Source organism: Streptosporangium sp. OZ121, assembly GCF_051918885.1.
GTDB lineage: Bacteria > Actinomycetota > Actinomycetes > Streptosporangiales > Streptosporangiaceae > Streptosporangium.
In genome coordinates this window covers 70,261-92,344 of record NZ_JBPXMC010000005.1, presented here as the reverse complement: position 1 = coordinate 92,344, position 22,084 = coordinate 70,261, and the positions used below count along the sequence as shown (strand labels likewise).

Below are 22,084 nucleotides of genomic sequence, written 5' to 3'. Positions count from 1 at the left end.
CCGTGGCGGCGCCGCGGATCCGCGGCGCCGCCACGTCGATCACGTACGTCAGCAGCCGCCCTCGATGGTCAGCGTGCAGATGCTGTAGATCCAGTCGGTCGTCGTCGGGAGGGCCTCAAGGGTGTCGACCCCCGGGGCCGCCGCGACCTCGGCGAGCGAGGTGTAGGCGTCGGCGCCCTCCATCAGAAGCTCCGCGGACATGTGTTCACCCCCTTTGCGGCTCCGGCTCGAAACGCCGGCTCAGCAGCCGGACTGGATGGTGTAGGCGATGCTGCACAGCGGGCTGGTGAGCCAGCTGTTGGGCGGGAAGGCCTCCAGGTTGTCGCCGCCGGGGACCGTCGCGACCTCGGCGAGCGAGGTGTAGGCGTCGGCGCCCTCCATCAGGATCTCGATGGACATGGTGTTCTCCTCGTTGCTCTCTCGGGTGAAGGTGGGTCCGTGGCGTGGCCGCGCGTGCCCGCGAGGCCGCCACGCGGGTTTCCTCAGCAGCCGGATTCGATCGTGTACGCGATGAGGCACAGCGGGCTGGTGAGGTAGCTCTGGTCCGGCCAGGCCCCCAGGCTGTCGGCGCCGGGGACCGTCGCGACCTCGGCGAGCGAGGTGTAGGCGTCGGCGCCTTCCATCAGGATCTCGATGGACATGGTGTTCACCTCCTTTCCTGGATCTCGCGGGATCCGGACCCCGGCCGGGGTCCGGAGGTCTCGAAGGGCAGCGGTGGCGAGGCGAGGTTGCGGTGCACCGCGCCGGGCACCACCCCGGCGGCCCGCAGCGCCTCGGTCACCGCCTGCTTTCTGTCGCCGCCCTGCCCGGCGCAGGCCACCAGCCCGGCGGCGAGGGCCTGGGAGCGGTGCTCGCCGAAACTCAGCCCGCGCATCCCCGGCCGGAGGTCGTGCGGCTCCCAGGCCCAGCCGACGCCGCGGCCGAGCGCGGCGGCGTAGAGGGACAGGTCCTCGCGCAGCCCGCCGGCGGCGGCCGCGGCCGCGGCGACGTCCGGGACGGCGTGCCAGGAGCGCCGCCCCAGGTAGACGACGATGCTGTCGCGGCGGGGGTAGTGGTCGCGGGCCGAGAGCACCTTGGCCCGGTAGGGCAGCCGCAGCTCCTCCAGCCGCGCCAGTATCGCGCCCCACAGCCCGGGGGCCGCCTCGGGCGTCCGGGCTCCGGCGTACACCCGCACGCAGGCGCCCTCCCGCATGCCGTGGCCGTGCGATCCGTTGACGAGCAGGAAGCCGGGCGACAGGGCCGGCGACACCGCCGGCAGGGTGACCCAGCGCCACAGCCCGCTGCCGGCCCCGCTGCCGGTCTCGTCTTCGGTCTCGCTGGCGGTCTCGTCGCCGGTCTCGTCGCGGGCCTCGGCGCCGAGCCGATCCGGCGACAGCAGCACGCGCACGCCGTTCAGCCGGACCACCTCCGGCGAGCCGGGCTCCACCGTGGCCAGGACGCGGGTGCTGTCGTGCGGGACCATCGCGCGAAGCGCCTGCTCGAAGCCGGGGTCGTGCGGTGGCCTGCGCGGCTGCTCCCCCTGCGGGTCGCGGCCGGTGTGGAAGGCCTCGTACAGCGCGTCGGCGAGCGCTTTGCGCAGGGCCTTGGGGCCGCCGGCGGTGATCTCCCGGTCGTCCACGGCGGCCCAGGTCAGGTCCGCGCCGACGCGTACCCGCTCCAGTGCCCGCTCCAGCGCCCGCGTCATCGTTCGTCTCCCAGGCCCAGGATGGTGGTGAAGGCGGCGGGGTCGAGCAGGAGCCTGCGCCCGACGCCGGCCGCGGCGCGCTCCAGGGGCGACAGCCGCCCGCGCCGGTGACCGGCCACGATGAGCCGGTCGATCAGGTGCCAGCCGGCGAAACCCGCCGCCCTGGCCGCCAGCTCGCGGTCCGAGCGCGCCGCGGGCCTGGCCCGCAGGTAGCCCGACCAGAAGGACTCGATGCAGGGCCGCAGGGCCTCGAAGCGGCGGGTGCCGTTGGCCAGGACCTCGCGCTCGTTCGGGGTGTCGTCGCCGCCGGCCATGCCGAGCACGCCCCGGTAGAGCCACTCGCCGGCGAAGGCGCCCACGTCGCGCGCGGCATCGGCCGGCCTGGCCTCCTCCCAGTCGGTCAGGTAGAGGGTGGCGTCGTGGTACAGGAACTGGTCGAGCCGGATGTCGCAGTGCACCGGGACACGGGGGGCGCGCCGCTCCCACCGCGCCAGGTCACCGATCGCCTCGACGATCGCGGGGTCGTTGTGCAGGATCGCCCACGCCTCCAGCTCGGCGCCGCTGGCGGCCGCGTAGACGCTCAGCGGGAGAGCCGACAGGCGGCCGAGCGGCGGGACCGGCGGCGGCGAGGTGTCCTCGGCCACCACCGGCGGCGCCTGCAGGGTGTGGAGCGTTCCGATCTGCAGGCCGGCCGAGCCGGCCAGCTCCCAGGTGAAGTCGTCGTCGGAGGCGAGGTCGGCTCCGCTGCGGGCGTCCTGCAGCAGGGCGAAGGCCACCAGGCCGGATTCGGCGTCGCCGCCCAGGAACCGGGGCGCGTTGATCACCGGGTGTCCGTCGAGCAGCGCGCTCATCGCCCTGGTCCGCTCCACCCTGAGCCGGACCAGGTCCGCCTCGCCGAGGGTCTTCTTGACGAAGACCGGGACGCCGGCGTCGGTCACCCCCGCCCAGCTGTCGTTGCGGCCGAAGAACGCGGTGATCGCCTCCTGCCGCAGCGCTCCCAGGCCGAGCCCGGTGAGGAACCGGGTGACCTCGGGCACCTGCTCCAGCGGTACCGGCTCCAGCGTCAGCCGCTCACGCACCGCCATCGCCGGCTCCTGGGACAAGGGCCGCGGGCGCGGCCGGTAGGCGTTCGTCATGCATGGTTGCCTCTCCCCGTCGTCGGAACGGACCTGCGCGATCCCCGGGCCGGGCACGACGTCCGAAGGTGACGAAGGTGACGTCGGACCGTGTCCGGCTGACCGCGGTTTCGAGCATGCGAGGCGCTACTTGTGTCGCGCTTGGAGGCGGCTGCAGGTGCAGGTGACAAGGACCGCGCCCACCGGCCCAGCGAGCACCACCACCGTCATTCGCGCAGGTCACAGCGTTTCCGGGCGGTTCGCGGTGGCTCGCGGCGGGTGGAGGCGGGCGCCCGGCGCGCTGGGCAACGCGCTCCAGCCGCTTCCAAGCACGGCACAAGTGGCGCCGCGCATGCTGGCGCCCACCGACCGTCAGGCGTTGAAGGGAATGCCATGAGCAGCCTCAAAGGGCCCGGTACCGTCACCTGGGACGTCACCTATGCCTGCCCCCTGCGATGCACGCACTGCTACTCCGAGTCGGGCCGGCGGCCCTCTCGCCAGCTGAGCCACGACGAGATGCTCCGGGTCGCCGACGCGATCGTCGCCCTGGGCCCGGAGTCGGTGGAGTTCGCCGGCGGCGAACCGCTGCTGGTGCGGGGGATCTTCGACGTCGCCGAGCGCATCAGGCAGGCCGGCATCGCCGTCAACCTCTACACCGGCGGCTGGACCTTCACCCCGCGGGCGGCCCGGGACGCCGTCCGGGTCTTCTCCCGGATCACCGTGAGCGTCGACGGGGCCGGCGCCGAGGTCCACGACGCGATCCGCGGGCGGGCCGGCTCGTTCGAACGGGCGATGCGGGCGCTGGCCATCCTCGACGAGGTCGCCCCGCGAGATGAGGTGAGGTTCGGCATCGACTGCGTGGTCACCCGCGGCAACCTCCACCAGATGGAGGAGTTCTGCACCGCCGTCGCCCCCCGTTTCGCGAACATGGCGTTCCTCATCTTCGGCGCCGTGCTGCCGTCCGGGCTGGCCAGCAGGCCCGGCTTCGAGGGCGAGCTGCTCACCGGGCAGGAACTGAGCACGCTGGCCAGCCCCGAGCGCCTCGCGCACCTGCAATCCCTGGCGCCGCCGTCGGTGCGGGTGATGACGACCGACAACTTCCTCCTGCAGATGAACCCCGGCATGATCGCGCGCTACGGCTTCCCGATGATGCAGGTGGAGCCCGACGGGCAGGTGCGGGCGATGCCCATCTACGAGGGGACCGTGGGAAGCCTGCTGGCCGAAGACCCCCTCACCCTGTGGCAGCGCTCGATCGAACGCTGGCGCGACCCCTTCGTGGTGGAGACCCTGTCGGCGATCCGCTCGATGCGCGACTGGGCCGAGGCGACCCGGCGCCTGGACCACCACTTCGGATCCGAGGAGGTCCGCCGCCGCATAGCCCTTCGCCCGCCCTACCTCGCCGCCGCCCCGGCATGAGCCGCGCGCACGGCTCCTGGCGGCCGCTGCTGGGCCACCTGCGGTCTCACCGCGGCCTGCTCGCACTCGGCGGGGCGCTCACCCTGGCCGGCTCGCTGGCCGGGCTGGCGATGCCGCTGCTGGCCAAGACGGCGGTCGAGGCGTTCGGCGCGCAGCGCTCACCGGCCGGGCCGCTGCTGGGCCTGACCGTGGTCGTGCTCGCGGCGGGCGCGCTCACCGGCGCGCTGGGCAGGTACGTGCTCGAGCGCATGGGGGAGGGCATCGTCTACCGCGCCCGGCACGCCCTGGTGGAGCGGATGCTGCGGCTGCCCGTGCGCGAGGTGGACCGGCTCAAGCCCGGCGCCCTGCTGTCTCGCGTCACCTCCGACACCACCTTGCTGCGCGCGGTGTTCACCAACGGGATCGTCGAGTCGGCCACCGCGGTGTTCATGCTGGTGGGCGCCGTGGTGATGATGGCGCTCATGGACGGGCTCCTGCTGCTGGTCACCGTGGGCGTGCTCGTTTTGGTCGGCGCCCTGGTGGGCCTGGTCATGCCGCGGATCCGGCGGGCCTCGATCCAGGCACAGGAGTCGGTGGGGCAGATGGGCGCGGCGCTGGACCGGGCGCTGCAGGCCTTCCGCACGGTCAAGGCCGCCGGCGCCGAGCAGCGGGAGATCGACGCGGTGACCGGCGCGGCCCGCCGGGCCCGCGACCGCGGCATCGCCGTCGCCTGGTGGACCTCGGTGGCCGGCACCGCCTCCTGGGGCGCCGCCCAGCTCACCTTCGTGGCGGTGCTCGGCGTCGGTGGGGCCCGGGTCGCCTCCGGGGCCCTGCAGGTGTCGTCGCTGGTGGCCTTCCTGCTCTACCTGTTCTACCTGGTCGCGCCGATCGCCCAGCTGGTGCAGGGGCTCACCCGGGTGCAGGGCGGCCTGGCCGCGCTCAGCCGGATCCGGGAGATCGAGGACCTCCCGGCGGAGGAGATCTCGCCGCGGGACACCGGCGGTGCGGGCCGGGAGAAGGGGGCGCCGGTCCGTGTGACGTTCGAGAACGTGGCCTTCGGCTACGGCGACGGCCGCCCGCCGGCGCACCAGGAGGTCTCCTTCGCCGTCCCGGCCGGCGGCGTGACGGCGCTGGTCGGCCCCTCGGGGGCGGGCAAGTCCACGGTCTTCGCCCTGCTGGAGCGCTTCTACGAACACCAGGCCGGCACGATCACCGTTGACGGGCGCGACATCCAGCGGTGGCGGACGGCCGAGCTGCGCGCCGCCCTCGGCTACGTGGAGCAGGACGCGCCGGTGCTGGACGGCACGCTTCGCCAGAACCTCCTGCTGGCGGCGCCGCACGCCTCGGGCGAGGCCCTCGGGCGGGTGCTCGGGCTGACGCGGCTGCAGGAGCTGGTCGCCCGGCTCCCTGAGGGGCTGGACAGCCAGGTGGGTCATCGCGGCGTCATGCTCTCCGGAGGCGAGCGCCAGCGGGTGGCCATCGCGCGGGCGCTGCTGCGCCGCCCCCGCCTGCTGCTGCTGGACGAGGCCACCTCCCAGCTCGACGCGGTCAACGAGCTGCTGCTGCGAGAGGTGATCGCCGAGGTGTCCTCCGAGACCACCGTGCTGGTGATCGCCCACCGGCTGTCGACGGTGGCCGGCGCCGACCGGATCGTGGTGATGGAGGGCGGCCGGGTCAGGGCCACCGGCACCCACGCCGGCCTGCTCGCCACCGACGACCTCTACCGCGAGCTCGCCGCCACCCAGTTCCTCGCCGCCCGGCCCGCCTGACGGCAGGCCCCGCCGTTTCGGATCGCGGGGCCGTTTCGGATCGCGGGGCCCCGGGCGCGGGCCCCCATCCGCCCGGGGGCGGGGAATAATCCGTTGTACGCCGCTGCTGAGGCGGTCACTATGGTCATCATGTTCCGGCACGCCCGCCTCGTGACACCCGCCGCCGCGGGTGCCTTCGGGCGTGTCCGCGACGGCCTGGAGCGCTGACCTCTTCCCGTGAGTCCCGAGGTGACCCGGCGGGGGGAGGTAGCCGGCCCGTAGACGGGTCACCACGGATCCAGGCAGTGCGAAGGAAGAGACATCATGGCCAAGCAGGCCTACGTGCGCAACAAGCCGCACCTCAACATCGGCACGATGGGACATGTCGACCACGGCAAGACCACGCTGACCGCCGCGATCACCAAGGTGCTCGCCGAGCGGGGGCAGGCCACCTACACGCCGTTCGAGCGGATCGACCGTACCCCCGAGGAGCACCTGCGGGGCATCACGATCAACATCTCGCACGTCGAGTACGAGACCGCCACCAGGCACTACGCCCACGTGGACATGCCGGGCCACGCCGACTACGTGAAGAACATGATCACGGGGGCGGCGCAGCTCGACGGCGCGATCCTCGTCGTGTCCGCCCGGGAGGGCATCATGCCCCAGACCAGGGAGCACGTCCTGCTCGCCAGGCGGGTGGGCGTCGAGCACCTGGTCGTCGCGGTCAACAAGGCCGACGGCGCCGACCCCGAGCTGGCCGACCTGGTCGAGCTGGAGCTGGCCGACCTGCTCGCCGAGCACGGCTACCACGACGTGCCGATGGTGCGGGTGTCGGGGCTGCGGGCGCTGGAGGGCGACCCGGAGTGGGCGGCGTCGGTCCAGGCGCTGCTGGCGGCGGTGGACGAGCACATCCCCGTGCCGGTCAGGTACGTGGACGCGCCGTTCCTGATGCCGGTGGAGAACGTGCTCACAGTGAGCGGCCGGGGCACGGTCGTCACCGGCGCCATCGAGCGGGGCGCCGTGCGCGTGGGCGACTCGGTGGAGGTCGTCGGGCTCGGCGACGGGTTCAGCGCGGTGGTCACCGGGGTGGAGACGTTCGGCAAGACGATGGAGCGGGGCGAGGCGGGCGACAACGCCGCCGTGCTGCTGCGCGGCGTCCGGCGTGAGCAGGTGCGGCGCGGAATGGTGCTGGCGGCCCCGCGCAGCCAGCGCGCCCGCCGCTCCTTCACCGCCCGGCTGTACCTGCTGACGGCCGAGGAGGGCGGGCGGCGCCGGCCGGTCGCCTCCGGGTACCGGCCGCAGTTCTACCTGCGCACCACCGACGTGCCGGGTGAGCTGACGCTGCCCTCGCCGGCCCGGCCCGGCGACACCGTGGAGGTGTCGGTGGAACTGGGCAGGGCGGTGGCGGTCGAGCCGGGCCTGGGCTTCGCGATCCGCGAGGGCGGGCTCACGGTCGGCGCGGGCACGGTCTTGACCGTGGCGGACTGACCGCTCGCCGCCGTAGCGCGTGGGACGGGCCCGCCCGTCCCGCGCGGGCATCCGCCCCCTCACCCTCCCGGCGCGGGCCCGCGCCGGGAGGGTGAGGGGAATCGGACCGCCGGGGCGGGCGGCGTTTCTCAGCCGCCGGCCCCGGGCGTCCAGTTCCGCACGACCGGGGCGTACTCGGCGGGCTTGTCGCCGACCTTGAGGCCGGGGTTGACCAGCCAGCCCTGATAGGCGGGGGTGAACATCTGGTAGACCGACGCCGGGGGCACCGAGCTCGCCTCGTCGAGCTGGGCGCGCAGTTCGGCCGGCAGTTCGACGTCGAGCGCGGTCAAGGTGGTGTCGAGCTGGCCGGTGTTGCTCGCCCCGACGATGGCCGCGGCGACCCCGGGCTGGGTGGCGACCCAGTTGAGCGCGACCTGGGCCATCGTCAGCCCGAGCTTGTCGGCGACGTTCTCGAGCGTGGCCAGCAGCCGCCATTCCCGCTCGGTCCGCCGCTGTGCGGGCGAGCCCGCGCCGGTGAGCCGGCCCTCCCCGGTCAGGCCCTGATCGGTGGAGCGGTACTTGCCGGTGAGGAAGCCGCCGCCCAGCGGGCTCCACGCGGTGATGCCGAGCCCCAGGCTCTGCCCCATCGGCACGTGCTCGGTCTCGATCGCCCGGTCGATGAGGGAGTAGGGCAGCTGCAGGCTGATCACCGGCTCCAGGGAGTGGGCCTCGGCGTAGGTCTGGGCCCGCGCCGCGTACCAGCTCGGCACGTCCGACAGGCCCGCGTAGCGGATCTTCCCGGCCCTGGTGAGGTCGTCGAGGGTGCGCATGACCTCCTCGACGGGAGTGATCCGGTCCCAGGTGTGCAGCATGAACAGGTCGATGTGGTCGGTGCGCAGGCGGCGCAGCGACGCCTCGACCGCTCTGATCATGTGCTTGCGGCCGTTGCCCCCCGCGTTCGGGTCCTTGGGGTCGACGCTGTTGGTGAACTTGGTGGTGAGCACCACCCTGTCGCGCACCTTGGCGGCGGCGATGAGGTTGCCGAGGATGGTCTCGCTCTCGCCCGCGGTGTAGAAGTCGGCGGTGTCGACGAAGTTGCCGCCCGCTTCGAGGTAGCGGTGGAAGATGGCGCCGGACTCCTGCTCGGTCTTGCCGTACGCGGCGTGGAAACCGCCGGTGCCGAAGTTCATCGTGCCCAGGGCCAGCCGGCTGACGCGCAGCCCGGAACGTCCGAGCAGGTAGTAGTGATCCAAAGCCATGAGGGTGTCACTTCCGTTCGTGGGCAGAGCCCGGGAGACCGGTCCGTCCCGGCTCCTGCGAGCGGGCGGGGCCCGGGTGTCTCCCGGAGGGAGTCGAGGTCAAGGGCGGGTGGGCCTGCGCGGCCGCGACGGCCGCCCGGGCGGACCAGGCGGGCCGGAGCGGCAGCCGGAGGCACGTCCCTTCTGAACCGTGCGGTCCAGTCATCAGCTTGCGGACGAAAAAATGGACTGTCAAGTCCAAAATGTGAGGCCGAAACGTCACCGCCCGGCCTCCCCCTCACCGGCCCCGCCCGGCGCGGACCTCGGCGGCGAGAACCCCTCGCCCGGGGCCCTCACCTGATCGCGGGCCGATCCCGCGTCCGCCGGATCCGGGCTCGGGTCGGCGTCACCGGGGCAAGGGGGAAGATCGCTTTTGGTCTGCTTTTTACGGATTATTCGGCCGTTGGGCTGCTGGGACGGATGAGACCGGCGTAGTACTTTGCTCGCATGCCTTCCTCAAGCGATGCAAGGTCGGCCGCCGGCTTGCGCCAGAAAGCCGTCAGGGTGGCCATCGCGGGAATCGTCGCCGGGGCGCCGATCTGCCTGGGTTCGTCGGTCGCGTACGCGTCGGACGGGGCGCCGCGGGCCAACGCCGTCGTCGTCTGGGACAGGAACGCCCAGATCGCCATGTGGGACGTCGCCCAGCAGCAGCCGCCGGAGCAGTCCCGTAGCGCCGCCATGGTGCACGGGGCCATCTACGACGCGGTGAACGCGATCGCGGGCACTCCGTACCAGCCGTATCTGACCGCGCCTCGCGTCAAGGGGGCCACGTCAATGGACGCGGCCGTGGCGAGCGCCGCCTACCGGGTGCTGAGCGCGCTGTTCCCCGATCAGCGGGAGAGGCTGACGACGCAGTACGACGAGGCGCTGGCCGGGATTGCGGCCGGCGGCCCCAGGCAGCGTGGCATCGCGGTCGGCGATCAGGCCGCCTCGGCGATGATCGCGGCGCGGAAGAACGACGGGGCCTACGGCGACCAGACCTGGGCCGTGGGCACCAAGCCCGGTCAATGGCGGCCGACGCCTCCCGCCTTCGCCTCGAGCGGCGCCTGGATCGCTCACCTCAAGCCGTTCCTCATCCCCAGCGGGTCCATGTTCCGCACCTCCGGCCCGCCGACGCTCACCAGCAAGCGCTATGCCGAGGACATCAACGAGGTCAAGGAGATCGGCTCGAAGACCAGCACGGTCAGGACCGAAGACCAGACGCAGGCCGCGATCTGGTGGCACGACCGCAACGGGGGCGGCGACTGGGAGATCAAGCGCCGGCTCGCGACGACGCAACGGCTCGGCACGCTCCAGACGGCGCGGATGTACGCGATGGTGAATCTGTCCAAGGCCGATGCCACGATCGCGTGCAACAGCGAGAAGGCTGCCTGGCACTTCTGGCGGCCGATCACCGCGATCCGGGAGGCCGACACCGACGGAAATCCGGACACGAAGCCCGATTCCGACTGGGAGCCCCTGCTCGACACGCCACCGCATCCCGACTTCACCTCCGGGCACACCTGTTCCACCGGGGCGAGCATGTCGTCACTGACGCACTTCTTCGGCCGGGACGACCTGTCCTTCAGCGCGTTCAGCCCCCAAGCGGGCGCCACCAGGTACTACCACAGCTTCTCGCAGGCGCTCGCCGAGGTCATCGAGGCCCGGGTGTGGGGTGGTATTCACACCCGCTCGGCCGATGTGCAGGGGGCGGAGATCGGCAAGCGGGTGAGCGCGTACATGGGGGCGCACTACTTCAAGCCCGTGACCTGAATTTTCGGCGGCGATGAAACCTGAGTGCCGGGAGCCCAGGCCCCGGCGCGGCGGCTCCTCACCCCGGCCTCCGCTCACAAACGCCCAGGCTCCCGCCCGCTACGGCGACGGGGGCCTGGAAGCGCGAAGGTAGGCGATGCCCATGTCCAGGGCGGCCTCCAGATGGGCCGTCTGACCGGTGGACATGTGGATCAGAACACCCCCCTGGATGCCGGCGAGCAGGGCGGCCGCCGCCCGGTCGGGGTCCAGGCCCGGGTCGATCTCCCCGGCCTCCTGCATGTGCCGCACGCCGGCGGCGATCTCGGCCTGCCAGCGGCGCATCAGCTCGGTGACCACGGCCTGGGCGCCGGGCGTGCCGCCGTCCAGCTGCGCCACGACGGAGCCGAGCGGGCACCGGGGACCCTGGTCGCGGTAGCGCTCGACGACCTTGTCGCGCCACAGCCGCCAGCCGGGCCAGGAGGTGAGATCGCCGAGCTGGGGCCGCTGGTCCTCCAGCACGCGGTCGGCCTCGAAACGGGCCACGGCCAGCAGCAACTCCTCCCGCCCGCCGGGAAAGTAGTGAAACAGCTGGCTCTTGCTCGTCGCCGTCACGGCCAGCACGTCGTCGAGGGTCGTGGCGGCCACACCGTGCTCGCGGATGTGCGCGGCCGCCCCCTCGAGAACGCGCTGCCGCGTCGCGGCTCCCTTGCGGGTCAGCGAGCGCATGACACCCCCTGAACTGGACTTATCCCCTTATTTTACGGCGAGCGTCTCGCGGTGGGCGACCGGGGCGGGACCGGGGCGGGACCGTCGCCGCGATCACGGCGCCGCGACAGGCGGCCCGGCTCAGTGAGGGCCCGGCGGCGCAAAGCGGCCAGATTGCTGCGAGCCGCCGAGCTCGCGGTCGAATCCGGCCGTCACGACACCGCTGAGCGCCTGGTGGGCGCCTGGTGGGCGACGCGCGAACCCGCCGTACGCGCCGGGCAGGCCGAGGCCATGCGCGACAGGACAAGCGTCCCGCGGGAACAGGCCCCCGCACCGCACTCGTTGTGAAAGGTGTTTCGCGACCCGTCACGGCGACCTCCACCACAGGCCCACGACGAAACCCGGGAGCCCATCGATGCAGGCGGCCATCTCATCGTCCATCACCGACACCGTCGGAGACACCCCGCTGGTACGGCTCTCCCGCGTCGTACCTCAGGGAGCCGCCCAGATCCTCGTGAAACTGGAAAGCGGCAACCCCACCGGCAGCTACAAGGACCGGATGGCGCTGGCCATCATCGAAGGAGCCGAGCGCAGCGGCGCGCTGCGGCCCGGCCGGCGCGTGGTGGAGTTCACCGGCGGCAGCACCGGCTCCTCGCTGGCCTTCGTCTGCGCGGTCAAGGGCTACCCGCTGTCGATCGTGACCTCGGACGCGTTCTCCCCGGAGAAACTCCGCACCATGCGCGCGTTCGGCGCCGACCTGACCGTGCTGCCCAGCGAGCAAGGACAGATCACCCCCTCACTGTTCGACCGCATGCGAGAGGAGGTCGACCGGATCGTCGAACGGCAGGACGCTTTGTGGACCGACCAGTTCCACAACACCGACGCGCTGGCGGGCTACGAGCGAATGGGCCGCGAGATCCTCGACCAGGCCGCCGCCGGGGGAGCGACGGTGGACGCCTTCTGCGCCGGCGTCGGCACAGGAGGCATGCTGGCCGGCGTCGCGGCCGCGCTGCGCTCCGGCGGCCACCCCGCGCGCGTCGTCGCGCTCGAACCCGCCACCTCACCGACCCTCACCCAGGGCCACGGCGGCCCGCACCGTGTCGAAGGCATCGGCACGGGCATGATCCCGCCCCTGCTCACCTCCGACGCCTACGACGAGGCCAGGACCGTCGACGAGGACCGGGCGCGCGGCCTGGCCCTGCCCCTGGCACGCCGGGAAGGGGTGTTCGCGGGCACCTCCTCCGCGGTGAACATCGCGTGCGCGATCGAACTCGCCCGCGAGCTGGGTCCGGGCCGCTCGGTGGTGACCGTCGCCGTCGACACCGGCCTCAAATACCTCAGCGGCGACCTGTTCGGTCTCGGCGAGTAGCGCCGGGCACCCCGCCGCGCGGCCGGCCGCACGCGCCCACCGGCACCGGCGTCCACGACCACCACCCCCACGGCCGAAACGCACCCCCGCCCAGGACCGGCCCCGCCGACGGACGACCGCGACGATGTAAGATGCCCGGGATCGACAACGAGGAGACCAGACATGGCAGGCGACGACGACATCTCCGGGTGATACCGGAGACCGATCAGCCCCGGCAGGCGCACACGACCGCCGCCGACGTGGCCAGGTCGTCATTGCCTGAATCCCTGTCCCGACGCCGGGCGGCTCCGGCACGCCCGGACCACGTACGCACGAGGTCTCCCGCATGTCCGACACACCCATCACCCGCTCCAGCCTGCCCTTCTGTCACCCCGGCAGGCCCGACGACACACCCGCCCTCACCCCGGGCGGCGCTCACACGGGTCTCACCGCCTCCGGCGGCGCGCCCACCGCCACCCCGCCACCCCTGATCGGCGAGGAACCCCGGCCCCCACGACACGACCACGCCGACCGGCGAGCGGCCGGCGAAGACCGGCAGGCCCGCCGATGAGTGAGGCACTACTCGCCCACGACCTCGTACGAACCCTCGGCGCCCGACGCGTGCTCGACGGCGTCTTTCTCACCGCCGCCCCCGGCCACCGAATCGGACTGATCGGCGAGAACGGCGCGGGCAAATCCACCCTGCTACGCCTACTGGCCGGAACCGACACCCCCGACTCCGGCACCGTCACCCGGCCCGCCGACCTCGGCTTCCTGCACCAGGAAATGCCGTTCGACCCGCAGGCCACGATCACCGACGTCCTCGACGACGCCCTCCACCAGGCCCGCACCGACCTCGCCGAACTCGACCGCCTCACCGGTGCGCTCACCGACGCCCCCCACGACACCGCCCTGCTCACCGCCTACGGCACCAGGCTCGACCAGGCACAACGACACGAGTCCTGGGACGCCGACCGCCGCGCGAAAATCATCCTCGACCGCTTCGGCCTCGGCGACCTTCCCCACGAACGCACCCTCACCTCACTGTCAGGCGGTCAGCGCGGACGACTCGCCCTGGCCGCGCTCCTGACCAGACGGCCCACCGCACTACTGCTGGACGAGCCCACCAACCACCTCGACGACACCGCCGCGACGTTCCTGCAAGAGCAACTCCGCCACATGACGGGAGTCGTGATCGTCGCGAGCCACGACCGGGCCTTCCTGGACGCGGTCTGCACGGACCTGATCGACCTGGACCCGGCGGTGAACGGCCCCGTCCGCTACGGAGGCGGATACAGCGCCTACCTGGCGGAAAAACACGCACAGCGCCAACGCTGGCAACGACGCCACGCCGAAGAGCAGGAAGAACTCGACGAACTGCGCCGCGCCGTCGCGGTGACGGCCCGCCGGACACCGGCGGACGGGCTGAAACGCGACAACGAGAAAATGGGATACGGGCACGCCGCCGGACGCGTGCAGAAACAGATCTCGCGACGAGTGCGCGACGCCGCCCGCAGGCTCGCCGAACTGGAACGCGACCAGCTCCCCGCCCCACCGCCACCGCTGCGCTTGCGCCCCCGAACCCCGCCCGCCCACACCGGCGCCACCGACCTCGCGACACCCGGCACCACCCCCTCCCACGACCCCGGCTCCCGCGACCCCGCCGATCAGAGCCTGCTGTCCCTGCGCGAGGTACGGGTGCCCGGACGGCTCTCGATCGACCGGCTCGACATGGCCCCGGGGGAGCGGCTGCTGATCACCGGCCCCAACGGAGCGGGGAAGTCCACCCTCCTGGCGGTATTGGCCGGACGGCTGAACGCGCGGGGACGGATACGGCGCAGGCACGGACTCACCACCGCACTGCTGACCCAGGACACCACCTTCGAACGACCCGACCGCACGGTGGAACAGACCTACCGGCTGGCGCTCGGCACCGAACGCGCCGAGGCCGTACCGCTGCGCTCGCTCGGCCTGATCGGCGCGCGCGACATGAACCTGCGGGTGGGGGAACTGTCGGTCGGCCAGCGCCGCCGGCTCACCCTGGCACTGCTGGTGGCCGACCCCCCCGAGCTCCTCCTGCTCGACGAGCCCACCAACCACCTCTCGCCCCGCCTCTGCGACGAGCTGGAGGAGATGCTGGGCGCCGAAGGCCCCGGCGCGATCGTGATCGCCAGCCACGACCGCTGGTTACGCTCACACTGGCAAGGCCGCCATGTCCGCCTGTCTCACGAACAGGATCCGGCGCTCCGCACCAACCCACCCACCTAAACACTAAAAATACGACAAATAGCAAATATTCTCTGGCGGTGGGGGAGAGGCCGCCCGAAGTCGCGTTCGCTCGGCAAAGCGATTCCGGCAAAACAGCAGACCGCGGCCGCGACCCGCCCCGCACACGCTCGCGACCGCCGGGGGAGTACGGGCCGGCACTCGGTGAAGGTCACTCGTCTTGGCCGGTCCCGACGGGGCCGGCCAAGACCGCGCGAAGACGTTCGGCGAGGTCGAAAGCCTGCTGCAGCGACCAGGGAATCACCCCGTTCTCGGTCATCAGGGCGTGAAACTGCTGCTCGGGGTAAGGGGTTCCGGGCGGCAGCGGGGCGATGTGCCAGTGAAGGTGGGTGTTGCCCTGCTGGCTGCCCAGCGAGAGCAGATAGGTGCGCTCGGAGGGAACGACCGCCTCGACAGCCACAGCGATCCGGCGGACCGTCCGCATCAACCGCAGATACGCCTCCTCCCCGAGGTCGCGGACCACGTGCTCGAGGTGTGCCTTGGGAGCCACCAAGACCTTGCCGGGCACCGTGGGGTAGCGGTCCAGGAAGGCGACGTGGTGCTCGTCCTCGAAGACGATCTGTTCGAAGTCGTAACCGGGGGCCCCCGCCAGGACGGCGCAGACGAAACAAGGGCCGCTCCTGGCCCGCCGAACGTAACCGGCGAGATCGAACGCCTCTTTCCGCCCGGCCTTCGAAGCCAGGACGGGCGACGCCTCCCCGGAGGGATACAGACTCATGATCGCCACCATAGGTCAGGGCAGGCGCCCGCCCGGAGAAGGGCTTCTCGGCGTCGGTGGTACGGGCCGGTGCCGTGCCGCGCATCAGGACCGGTCCGTTGGGGGAGTGGGGCGGACTTCCCCCCTCAGACCCGGACCGCTTCAGATGAGCAGCGTAAGTAGTGCCGGGCCGGCCGAATGAGTAGTGACTGCTCTACCCGCACAGGCCACCGATCGCCGACGCTGAGGACGCAGGAGCCGGTTCCCGGCCGGCAGGAGGCGCCGAACTGACGGTGCGGGACATGGTTCTGCCATCCACGTTCTGCCATCCACGACGCCGCCACGTGGCGAACGGAAGCATTCCGGCGCCGGAAGAATCGCGCGTTCTCGCGACGAAAGGGAAGGCAATGATGGGCACAGTCACCACAGGTCCCCGGCGGCTCGGCGTGCTGCTGATGGCGCCAGTCGTCGCCGTCGCGGGCGGCACGCTCCAGGCGACCGCTCTGGCGCTCCCGGCCCAGGCCGCGGTCACCTTCAACGTCAACAGCTTCGACGACCGTCGTGACAGCGACCTCGCTGACAACCTCTGCCGGACCTCAGCCGGAAACTGCTCCCTGCGGGCGGCGATCCAGCAGGCCAACGCGACCGCGGGCGCGGACACGATCCGTTTGCAGGGCGGCACCTACCGGCTGGGTTTCGCCGGCGGGGCGCAGCAGCCGGCCGCCACCGTCGACCCCGCGGAGCCGGCCGGCCGGCCGAGCTCCCGGGACCTGGACATCACCGACAGCGTGACGATCCTCGGGGGAGCCACGCCCAGCGGAACCGGGACCACCGTCAACGGGGGCCGGTTCAGCAGCGTGTTCGAGGTCGACAACGCCTCGGCCGTCGTCAACATCTCCGACCTGACGGTGACCAACGGCGGCGAGGAGGAGCATTCCAGCTTCGGCAGCGGCGGCGGCCTGCTGATCCGGGCCGGATCGGTGTCGCTGAGACGAGTGACCGTGCGTGACAACGTCACGACACAGCAGGGCAGCGGCATCGCCAATGAGGGGCGACTGAGCCTGGTCGAGAGCACCGTCGACAACAACCGCAACCTGTCCAGCTTCGGCGGTCGGGGCTTGACCGCCGAAGGCGGCGGCATCCACAACTTCAGCACCGGCTCGGTCACCATCGACCGCAGCACGATCAGCAACAACTTCTCGTTACGCGGCGGCGGTATCACCAACAATTTCGGTCAGATGACGATCAGCAACAGCACCGTCAGCGGCAATACCGCGCGCAACAGCGGCGGGGGAATCCTCAACCGGGGCTACGGCACCGGATCGAAGGGCACACTCAACATCGGGTTCTCGACGATCGCGGGTAACCAGGCCAACGTGTCCGGGGCCGACGATGAGAAGCTGGGCGGCGGGATCGCCAACGCCGGCGGTCAGGTCAACATGGGCGCAACGATCCTGGCGGGAAACACCGACAACCGCTCCCACTTCGACGCCTCCCACACTCCTGACTGCCACAGCGTTGAGGCCTTCCGGTTCACCTCCTTCCGCAACAACGTGGTCGGGCTCCTCACCGGAACGTGTATCGTCCGCGACACGTTCTGGGGCGAGGGCCTGAACTTCGACCGGGTCAGCCGGGATCGCGCCGCCCCGCTCGACCCGCGACTGGGCGCCATGGCACACAACGGCGGAACGACCACGAACCGGTCGCCGCTGAGCGGCAGCCCGGCCGTGGACTTCGCCGGCTCGGGTACCTCCGGTGAGCTGTTCAACTGCCCCGCGACCGACCAGCGAGGCGTCTCCCGCCCCCGCGACGGTGACGCCAACGGCACGACTGTCTGCGACACCGGCTCGGTCGAGGTCGGCTGAGAGCCGGCACCACGCACCCCGGTCCGAGGCGGCCCCCAGGCTGCGCCACCCCGATCCCGCCCCGCCGACGCGGGCGGCACCCGGCGAGTCCGCGGCCGCGCCGCCCGTGCACAGCGGCACGGGCGGCGCGGGACGGCTGGTTCACCTGTTCGTGCGGCCGAGCCGGCCGGTCAGCTCCTGACGGTCCGAGACACCGAGCTTGGCGTAGACGCGCTGCAGGTGGTTGTCCACCGTCCTGGCGGAGATGGTCAGTCTGGCCGCGATGTCCTTGCTGGACATCCCCGCGCAGGCCAGGATCGCCACTTCGCTCTCCCTGGCCGTGAGCGGCACGGCCGCGTCGGCCGCCTGCAGCAGGGGCGTGCGCGCACCCTCGCACAGGGCGGCGTTCGCGGCCGACCGCGCGGCGGCGGCGGAGGCCTGCCGGGGGTTGCCGAAACGGCGCCACAGTTCCGCCGCCGCGCCCGCCGCCTCCGCCGCGAGCAGGCCCACCCCCATCCGGTCGAAGTCGCCGGCCACCGCCATCAGGCCCTCCCGGTCGCCGGCGGCCAGCGCGGCCGCCAGCCGTGCCCGGGCGGCGGTGAAGGGCCCCCCGGCCTCGGCGAGCCGCGCGAGACCGTTCGCCGCCTCCGCGGCGCCGCCGAGCCGCGCCAGGTCGGTCAGCAGCATGGCCTCGGAGGAGAACTGCCCCCGCTCACGGGCCTCGGCGGCCGCCTCCCGCAACACCTTCCTGGCCGCCGGCCGCTCTCCCCGTGCCACGTGCGTCCACGCCTCGCCGAGCCGTTCCTCGGGCACGTGCACCGGTACTGCGAGCCCGGCGTGCTCAGCGAGGGCGGCCTCCGCCGCGCGCACGTCACCCTGCAACGCCGCGGCCGCCGCGAGCCCGGCGAGGGCGAGCGGACGGATGATCACCGCCTGAGGGCGGGTGTCGTGCGCGATCTCCGCATACCAGCGGCGCGCCGAGGCCGGCCGGCCGGCCATCCAGGCGTTGCGGGCGAGCGGGAAGACCACAAGCGTACGCTGCCACCCGGCCGGCACCCAGCCCGAGCCGGTGAAGGCGCGCTCGGCCACGACGCGTGCCTCTTGCAGGCGTCCGACCTCGGTCAGGGCCAGGACGAGGGCGGCCCACGCGGCCGCCTCCTGCGGGGTGTGGCCTCTGCCCTCCGTCCTCGCCTTCGCGCACAGGGCCACGGCACGCTCGGCCCACGGCACCGCCTCCTGACCACCGCCGAGAAACGACAGCGCGCTGGCCCTCGTCGCGGCGGCGGCCGTCCACGCCGCCACGCCCGCGATGTCACCCACCGCCGGCTCCTCCTGCGGCATGCCCTCAAGCAGGCCCAGGCTCTCGGCGTGGTGACCGAGGCTGGAGAGAATGTTGGCCTCGTTCACCCGCAGCGCCCACAGGCCCGCGTCACTGCTGACGCGGTCGCGCGCCGCGTCGTTCGCGGCGACGGCCTCCTCACGGGCCGCGCCGCGGCACCACATGAGGTTGTGGGTGCGCGCCAGCGCCACCGCCAGCGCGCGGCCCTCCGTGGTGGCCCACCCGTCGGCCCTGCGCAGCACCTCCTCGGCCTCCTGCGGCCGGCCCGCCTCCGAAAGCGTGCGGCCGAGCAGAAGCAGGGCCGGGAAGGTGAGGTCGCCTTCGGGGATCGCCCGCAGGAAGGCCAGCGCGCGGGCATGGTCGTCGCCGTAGGCGGCGAGCCGGGCAGCGTGCAGCAGGAGGGCCGGATCGGCGGTGCCGGTGCCGGCGAGCCGGTAGGAGGCCAGACGCATGGCGTCCTCCCGGCGGCGCGAGCCGGTTCGCTCCAACCTGTCGGCCTGCTCGCGCAGGATCTCCCGGCGCCGCGCCTCGGTGCTGCCCGCGGGCAGCACCTCCGCGTACAGAGGGTGCGCCAGGCGGGCGTAGGTACGCCGTCCCTCCCGTACGACGGTGAGGAGTCCGGCTCGCTCCAGCTCGTCCAGGACGTCGACGCCGGGCTCGCGTTCGAGGTCGGCCACCGACACCGGGCCGCACAGCGCCAGGACGTCGAGAAGGCGACGGCCGCACGGTGCCACCGTCGCGAGCCGGTGGCGGATCAGGTCCGTGAGGCGGCGGGTGACCGGAAGGGGCTCGGCGGCGGCCAGCTGCCAGATCTCCCCATCGTTCGTCAGCCGGCCTTCGGCCAGCGCACCGCGCACCAGTTCGCCCAGATAAAGCGGATTGCCCCCGCTCGCGGCGTGTAATCGGCCGACGGTCTCGCGGTGGACATGCCCGGCCAGGGCGTGCCGGAGGAGCTCGTTCACCTCCCGCCACCCCAGCGGCGCGAGGTCGACGTGATGGACGGCATCACCCCGCCCGAGCGTCACGACGCTCTCCAGAAACGAGGCGTCCGAGCGCACCGTACCCACCAGGAAGACGGCTCCGGTCTCCATGAGCTGACGCAACAGCATGGTCGAGGCGGAGTCGAGCAGGTGCAGGTCATCGATGAGCAGAACGAGACGGGCCGTTGCGTTGTAGGCCCGCGCCATGAGCCGGACCGCCGCCGCGAAGCCCGCGACGGGATCCGACAGGTCCACGCCGTCCGGCAGGAGGTGCGCTATCGCCCCCAGCGGGATCTGCGCCGCCGCGCCGGTCGCGGCGGCACGGCCCACGGCATACCCCTGCAGGTCCGCGACGGCGAGGCATTCCTCCGCCAGCCGGGTCATGCCGACGCCGGGCTCACCGAAGATGAGGAAACCCTTGCAATGGGTTTCCTGAAGGACGGACGTGAACGCCTTCACCTCCGCGTCGCGGCCCACCAGGGACCATCGTCTCGCCACCACCTCAACCGTCGCCACCGCGGTTTCTCCTTCCACTGGGCAATCGGACGTGTCGTACGGGGGCCGGCCGCAGACGCCTCTGGCCGCCCACGGGAAGCCGAGGGCGGGGGAGGAGCAGGCGCGAAAATCCGCACATCGGTAGCGATGCGGTTTTGACGACGGCGTCCCGCGGCGCTGCGTTCCGGACGGCCGATCGTCAAGGCGATGTGTGGCGGCGGCCCGCCTGCGCGCCATTCTGGGAGCGTCTTCGAAACATGTCAATTGAATTAAGCCATAGCTCGGCCGGCGAAATACCGAAATGTTTCGGCCGCCGCGGCGTGAAGAGCGCCTCGGGCGGCGATCTGGGCCAGGACCTGCTGAAACGGCGGGCCCCGCTCTCCCGGTCACCACAGGAGGGGGTCTCGGACGTGAACGGCACGGGATTATTCTGACATATCACGCCACGGTAACGACCACAGGTCCGTTTTCGCAGATCACGATGGTCGCTGCGTATCTTTGCCTCATCCCGTTCTCACCACAAGCCCAGCACGTCGAAACGACCGGTCACGAAACAGGGTTCCGGTACCGGCCGCGGCCGGTACCGCTCACCGATCAGCGGCCAGGTCCTGCCGACAGCAACGAATTGAGGGCGCCGTACCCGAGAGCGCCCTCAAGGGCTTTGCAGGTGCCGTCGGCGAGCAGTTCCCGGGCGGCACGTGCGACCAGCCCGTAGGCCGCCTCGGCGATCGAGGATCCGGCACTCACCCGAGCCACGCCCAGCGCCGCGAGCTCGGGCACGGTGAGAGTCTCAGGACCCGCCAGGACGTTCACCGGCACCGGCACCGCACGCACGAGCGCCGTGACGGCCTGCGCATCCAGGGCCCCGAGAACGAACACCCCGTCAGCGCCGGCCGCCACGTAGGCCTCGGCCCGGGCCAGGGTTTCCTGCAGCCATACCGCGAGATCCCCGCCCGGCAGACGGTGGGTGTCGATTCGGGCGTTGACGAACAACGGCACACCAGCGGTGTCCGCGGCACCACGGGCGGCCGCGATGCGCTCGCACTGCTCCGGGATGGGACGCAGCGGGGCCGGGCCCGCGCGCAGCGAGTCCTCCAGATTGACGCCGACGGCTCCGGCCGCGAGCACGCCCCGCACGGTCTCCGCCACCCCCGCGGGGCCGGGCGCGTAACCGCTTTCGACATCGGCCGTCACCGGAACGCCGACCGCCGCGGCGACCCGGGCGATCAGGCCGAGGCCGCGGTCCCGGTCCAGGTGGCCGCCGTCCGCACAGCCCAGCGACCACGAGACACCGGCACTGGTGGTGGCGACCGCGGCAGCGCCGGCGTCCGTCACGATACGCGCGGAGGCGACGTCCCAGGCATTGGGCAACACCAGCGGCCGGCCGGGGACATGCATCGAGCGGAACAACAGGGCCTTGCCGTGAAGTGTTGTCATGCCGGTATTCCATCAGGCGGTACCGAAGCCAGATCAACCCCGTTTCGCGAAGCCACCGCGGAGCACCGGACGGCGAGCGCCACCGGGAGGTGCCGCTCCTTCGCATCGGAGGCCACGGCCACCGACCCGCCTGTGCCTCCGAGTACGCGAGCACACCCATCCGCCTCGCCACGGCCCGGCCGGGATCGCGCACGCCGAGCAGGATGCCGAAGGCCGGCCCCTCGACCACGGCGACCACGGCGACCGACTCACGCTCGTGTTTCCCGGGCCTGCCACCGACCCAGCCACAGAGAAATACGCACACACATATAGGTGATCATCCTGATTCTGGATGGCCGCAATTGTACGAGACATAGAGGAAACGCCGGAGACCGCGCGAGCGCCGGCCGGAAAATGAGTAATCATTACTCACGACCGCCCCCCGGCGGCATCCCCATCCTGATAGGCGAACCGCCACCCGCCCGCGCCATACGGCATGACGTCCGCGGACCGGCGGCCCACCCCGGGCCCAC

General features: G+C 72.2%; 19 protein-coding genes. 9 read left to right on the top strand and 10 right to left on the bottom strand.

Annotation, left to right across the window (positions count from 1 at the left end; all coding sequences use genetic code 11):
* Nucleotides 1–48: 48 nt before the first annotated feature.
* From ACTOQ1_RS12495 to lxmK, 5 genes are all read right to left on the bottom strand, one after another.
* Complete coding sequence (locus ACTOQ1_RS12495) at nucleotides 49–201, bottom strand: hypothetical protein (protein WP_440066707.1); 153 nt, start codon at nucleotides 199–201, stop codon at nucleotides 49–51.
* Nucleotides 202–240: 39 nt separating this feature from the next.
* A complete protein-coding gene (locus ACTOQ1_RS12490) occupies nucleotides 241–399 on the bottom strand; it encodes a hypothetical protein (protein WP_440066705.1) in 159 nt (52 codons plus the stop codon).
* Between the two features lie 83 nt (nucleotides 400–482).
* Complete coding sequence (locus ACTOQ1_RS12485) at nucleotides 483–641, bottom strand: hypothetical protein (RefSeq protein ID WP_440066703.1); 159 nt, start codon at nucleotides 639–641, stop codon at nucleotides 483–485.
* Between the two features lie 5 nt (nucleotides 642–646).
* Nucleotides 647–1,684 carry a T3SS effector HopA1 family protein gene (locus ACTOQ1_RS12480; RefSeq protein WP_440066701.1) on the bottom strand — a complete coding sequence of 346 codons (1,038 nt, stop codon included), beginning with the start codon at nucleotides 1,682–1,684 and terminating at the stop codon, nucleotides 647–649.
* The gene (gene lxmK, locus ACTOQ1_RS12475) at nucleotides 1,681–2,769 is read right to left on the bottom strand and encodes a class V lanthionine synthetase subunit LxmK (RefSeq protein ID WP_440066699.1); all 1,089 of its coding nucleotides are present in this window, start codon (nucleotides 2,767–2,769) and stop codon (nucleotides 1,681–1,683) included. The genes ACTOQ1_RS12480 and lxmK overlap by 4 nt, the downstream gene beginning before the upstream one ends.
* 423 nt (nucleotides 2,770–3,192) lie before the next feature.
* Here lxmK and ACTOQ1_RS12470 point away from each other — a divergent pair, with 423 nt between their 5' ends.
* From ACTOQ1_RS12470 to tuf, 3 genes are all read left to right on the top strand, one after another.
* Entirely contained in the window at nucleotides 3,193–4,215 is a 1,023-nt protein-coding gene (locus ACTOQ1_RS12470) for a radical SAM protein (RefSeq protein ID WP_440066697.1), read from the top strand.
* Nucleotides 4,212–5,963 carry an ABC transporter ATP-binding protein gene (locus tag ACTOQ1_RS12465; RefSeq protein ID WP_440066694.1) on the top strand — a complete coding sequence of 584 codons (1,752 nt, stop codon included), beginning with the start codon at nucleotides 4,212–4,214 and terminating at the stop codon, nucleotides 5,961–5,963. The genes ACTOQ1_RS12470 and ACTOQ1_RS12465 overlap by 4 nt, the downstream gene beginning before the upstream one ends.
* A 303-nt stretch (nucleotides 5,964–6,266) precedes the next feature.
* Nucleotides 6,267–7,433: an elongation factor Tu gene (gene tuf, locus ACTOQ1_RS12460; protein WP_440066692.1), complete on the top strand. Its 1,167-nt coding sequence runs from the start codon at nucleotides 6,267–6,269 to the stop codon at nucleotides 7,431–7,433.
* Nucleotides 7,434–7,561: 128 nt separating this feature from the next.
* Here tuf and ACTOQ1_RS12455 read toward each other — a convergent pair whose 3' ends face one another.
* Nucleotides 7,562–8,671 (bottom strand): aldo/keto reductase, encoded by a 1,110-nt coding sequence (locus tag ACTOQ1_RS12455; protein WP_440066690.1) that lies wholly within the window; start codon nucleotides 8,669–8,671, stop codon nucleotides 7,562–7,564.
* Nucleotides 8,672–9,193: 522 nt separating this feature from the next.
* On the opposite strand from ACTOQ1_RS12455, the gene ACTOQ1_RS12450 reads away from it, so the two are divergent.
* Nucleotides 9,194–10,462, top strand: coding sequence for a phosphatase PAP2 family protein (locus ACTOQ1_RS12450; protein ID WP_440066688.1), 1,269 nt, complete (start codon nucleotides 9,194–9,196; stop codon nucleotides 10,460–10,462).
* 99 nt (nucleotides 10,463–10,561) lie between these two features.
* Here ACTOQ1_RS12450 and ACTOQ1_RS12445 read toward each other — a convergent pair whose 3' ends face one another.
* Nucleotides 10,562–11,167 (bottom strand): TetR/AcrR family transcriptional regulator, encoded by a 606-nt coding sequence (locus tag ACTOQ1_RS12445; protein ID WP_440066686.1) that lies wholly within the window; start codon nucleotides 11,165–11,167, stop codon nucleotides 10,562–10,564.
* A gap of 153 nt (nucleotides 11,168–11,320) precedes the next feature.
* Here ACTOQ1_RS12445 and ACTOQ1_RS12440 point away from each other — a divergent pair, with 153 nt between their 5' ends.
* From ACTOQ1_RS12440 to ACTOQ1_RS12425, 4 genes are all read left to right on the top strand, one after another.
* Entirely contained in the window at nucleotides 11,321–11,494 is a 174-nt protein-coding gene (locus tag ACTOQ1_RS12440) for a hypothetical protein (RefSeq protein ID WP_440066684.1), read from the top strand.
* A 67-nt stretch (nucleotides 11,495–11,561) separates the two neighbouring features.
* On the top strand, nucleotides 11,562–12,515 hold the full coding sequence (locus ACTOQ1_RS12435; protein WP_440066682.1) for a PLP-dependent cysteine synthase family protein: 954 nt from the start codon (nucleotides 11,562–11,564) through the stop codon (nucleotides 12,513–12,515).
* Nucleotides 12,516–12,840: 325 nt separating this feature from the next.
* Nucleotides 12,841–13,065, top strand: a complete 225-nt coding sequence (locus ACTOQ1_RS12430; protein ID WP_440066680.1) for a hypothetical protein — start codon at nucleotides 12,841–12,843, stop codon at nucleotides 13,063–13,065.
* On the top strand, nucleotides 13,062–14,762 hold the full coding sequence (locus ACTOQ1_RS12425) for an ABC-F family ATP-binding cassette domain-containing protein (protein ID WP_440066679.1): 1,701 nt from the start codon (nucleotides 13,062–13,064) through the stop codon (nucleotides 14,760–14,762). Before ACTOQ1_RS12430 ends, ACTOQ1_RS12425 begins: the two co-directional genes overlap by 4 nt.
* 169 nt (nucleotides 14,763–14,931) lie before the next feature.
* Here ACTOQ1_RS12425 and ACTOQ1_RS12420 read toward each other — a convergent pair whose 3' ends face one another.
* The gene (locus ACTOQ1_RS12420; protein WP_440066677.1) at nucleotides 14,932–15,498 is read right to left on the bottom strand and encodes an HIT family protein; all 567 of its coding nucleotides are present in this window, start codon (nucleotides 15,496–15,498) and stop codon (nucleotides 14,932–14,934) included.
* A 389-nt stretch (nucleotides 15,499–15,887) separates the two neighbouring features.
* Here ACTOQ1_RS12420 and ACTOQ1_RS12415 point away from each other — a divergent pair, with 389 nt between their 5' ends.
* On the top strand, nucleotides 15,888–17,342 hold the full coding sequence (locus ACTOQ1_RS12415) for a choice-of-anchor Q domain-containing protein (protein WP_440066675.1): 1,455 nt from the start codon (nucleotides 15,888–15,890) through the stop codon (nucleotides 17,340–17,342).
* Between the two features lie 141 nt (nucleotides 17,343–17,483).
* Here the strand turns inward: ACTOQ1_RS12415 and ACTOQ1_RS12410 are convergent, their stop codons facing one another.
* Nucleotides 17,484–20,156: a LuxR C-terminal-related transcriptional regulator gene (locus tag ACTOQ1_RS12410; RefSeq protein ID WP_440066673.1), complete on the bottom strand. Its 2,673-nt coding sequence runs from the start codon at nucleotides 20,154–20,156 to the stop codon at nucleotides 17,484–17,486.
* Nucleotides 20,157–20,729: 573 nt separating this feature from the next.
* Nucleotides 20,730–21,572: an isocitrate lyase/PEP mutase family protein gene (locus tag ACTOQ1_RS12405; RefSeq protein ID WP_440066671.1), complete on the bottom strand. Its 843-nt coding sequence runs from the start codon at nucleotides 21,570–21,572 to the stop codon at nucleotides 20,730–20,732.
* Nucleotides 21,573–22,084 lie beyond the last annotated feature (512 nt).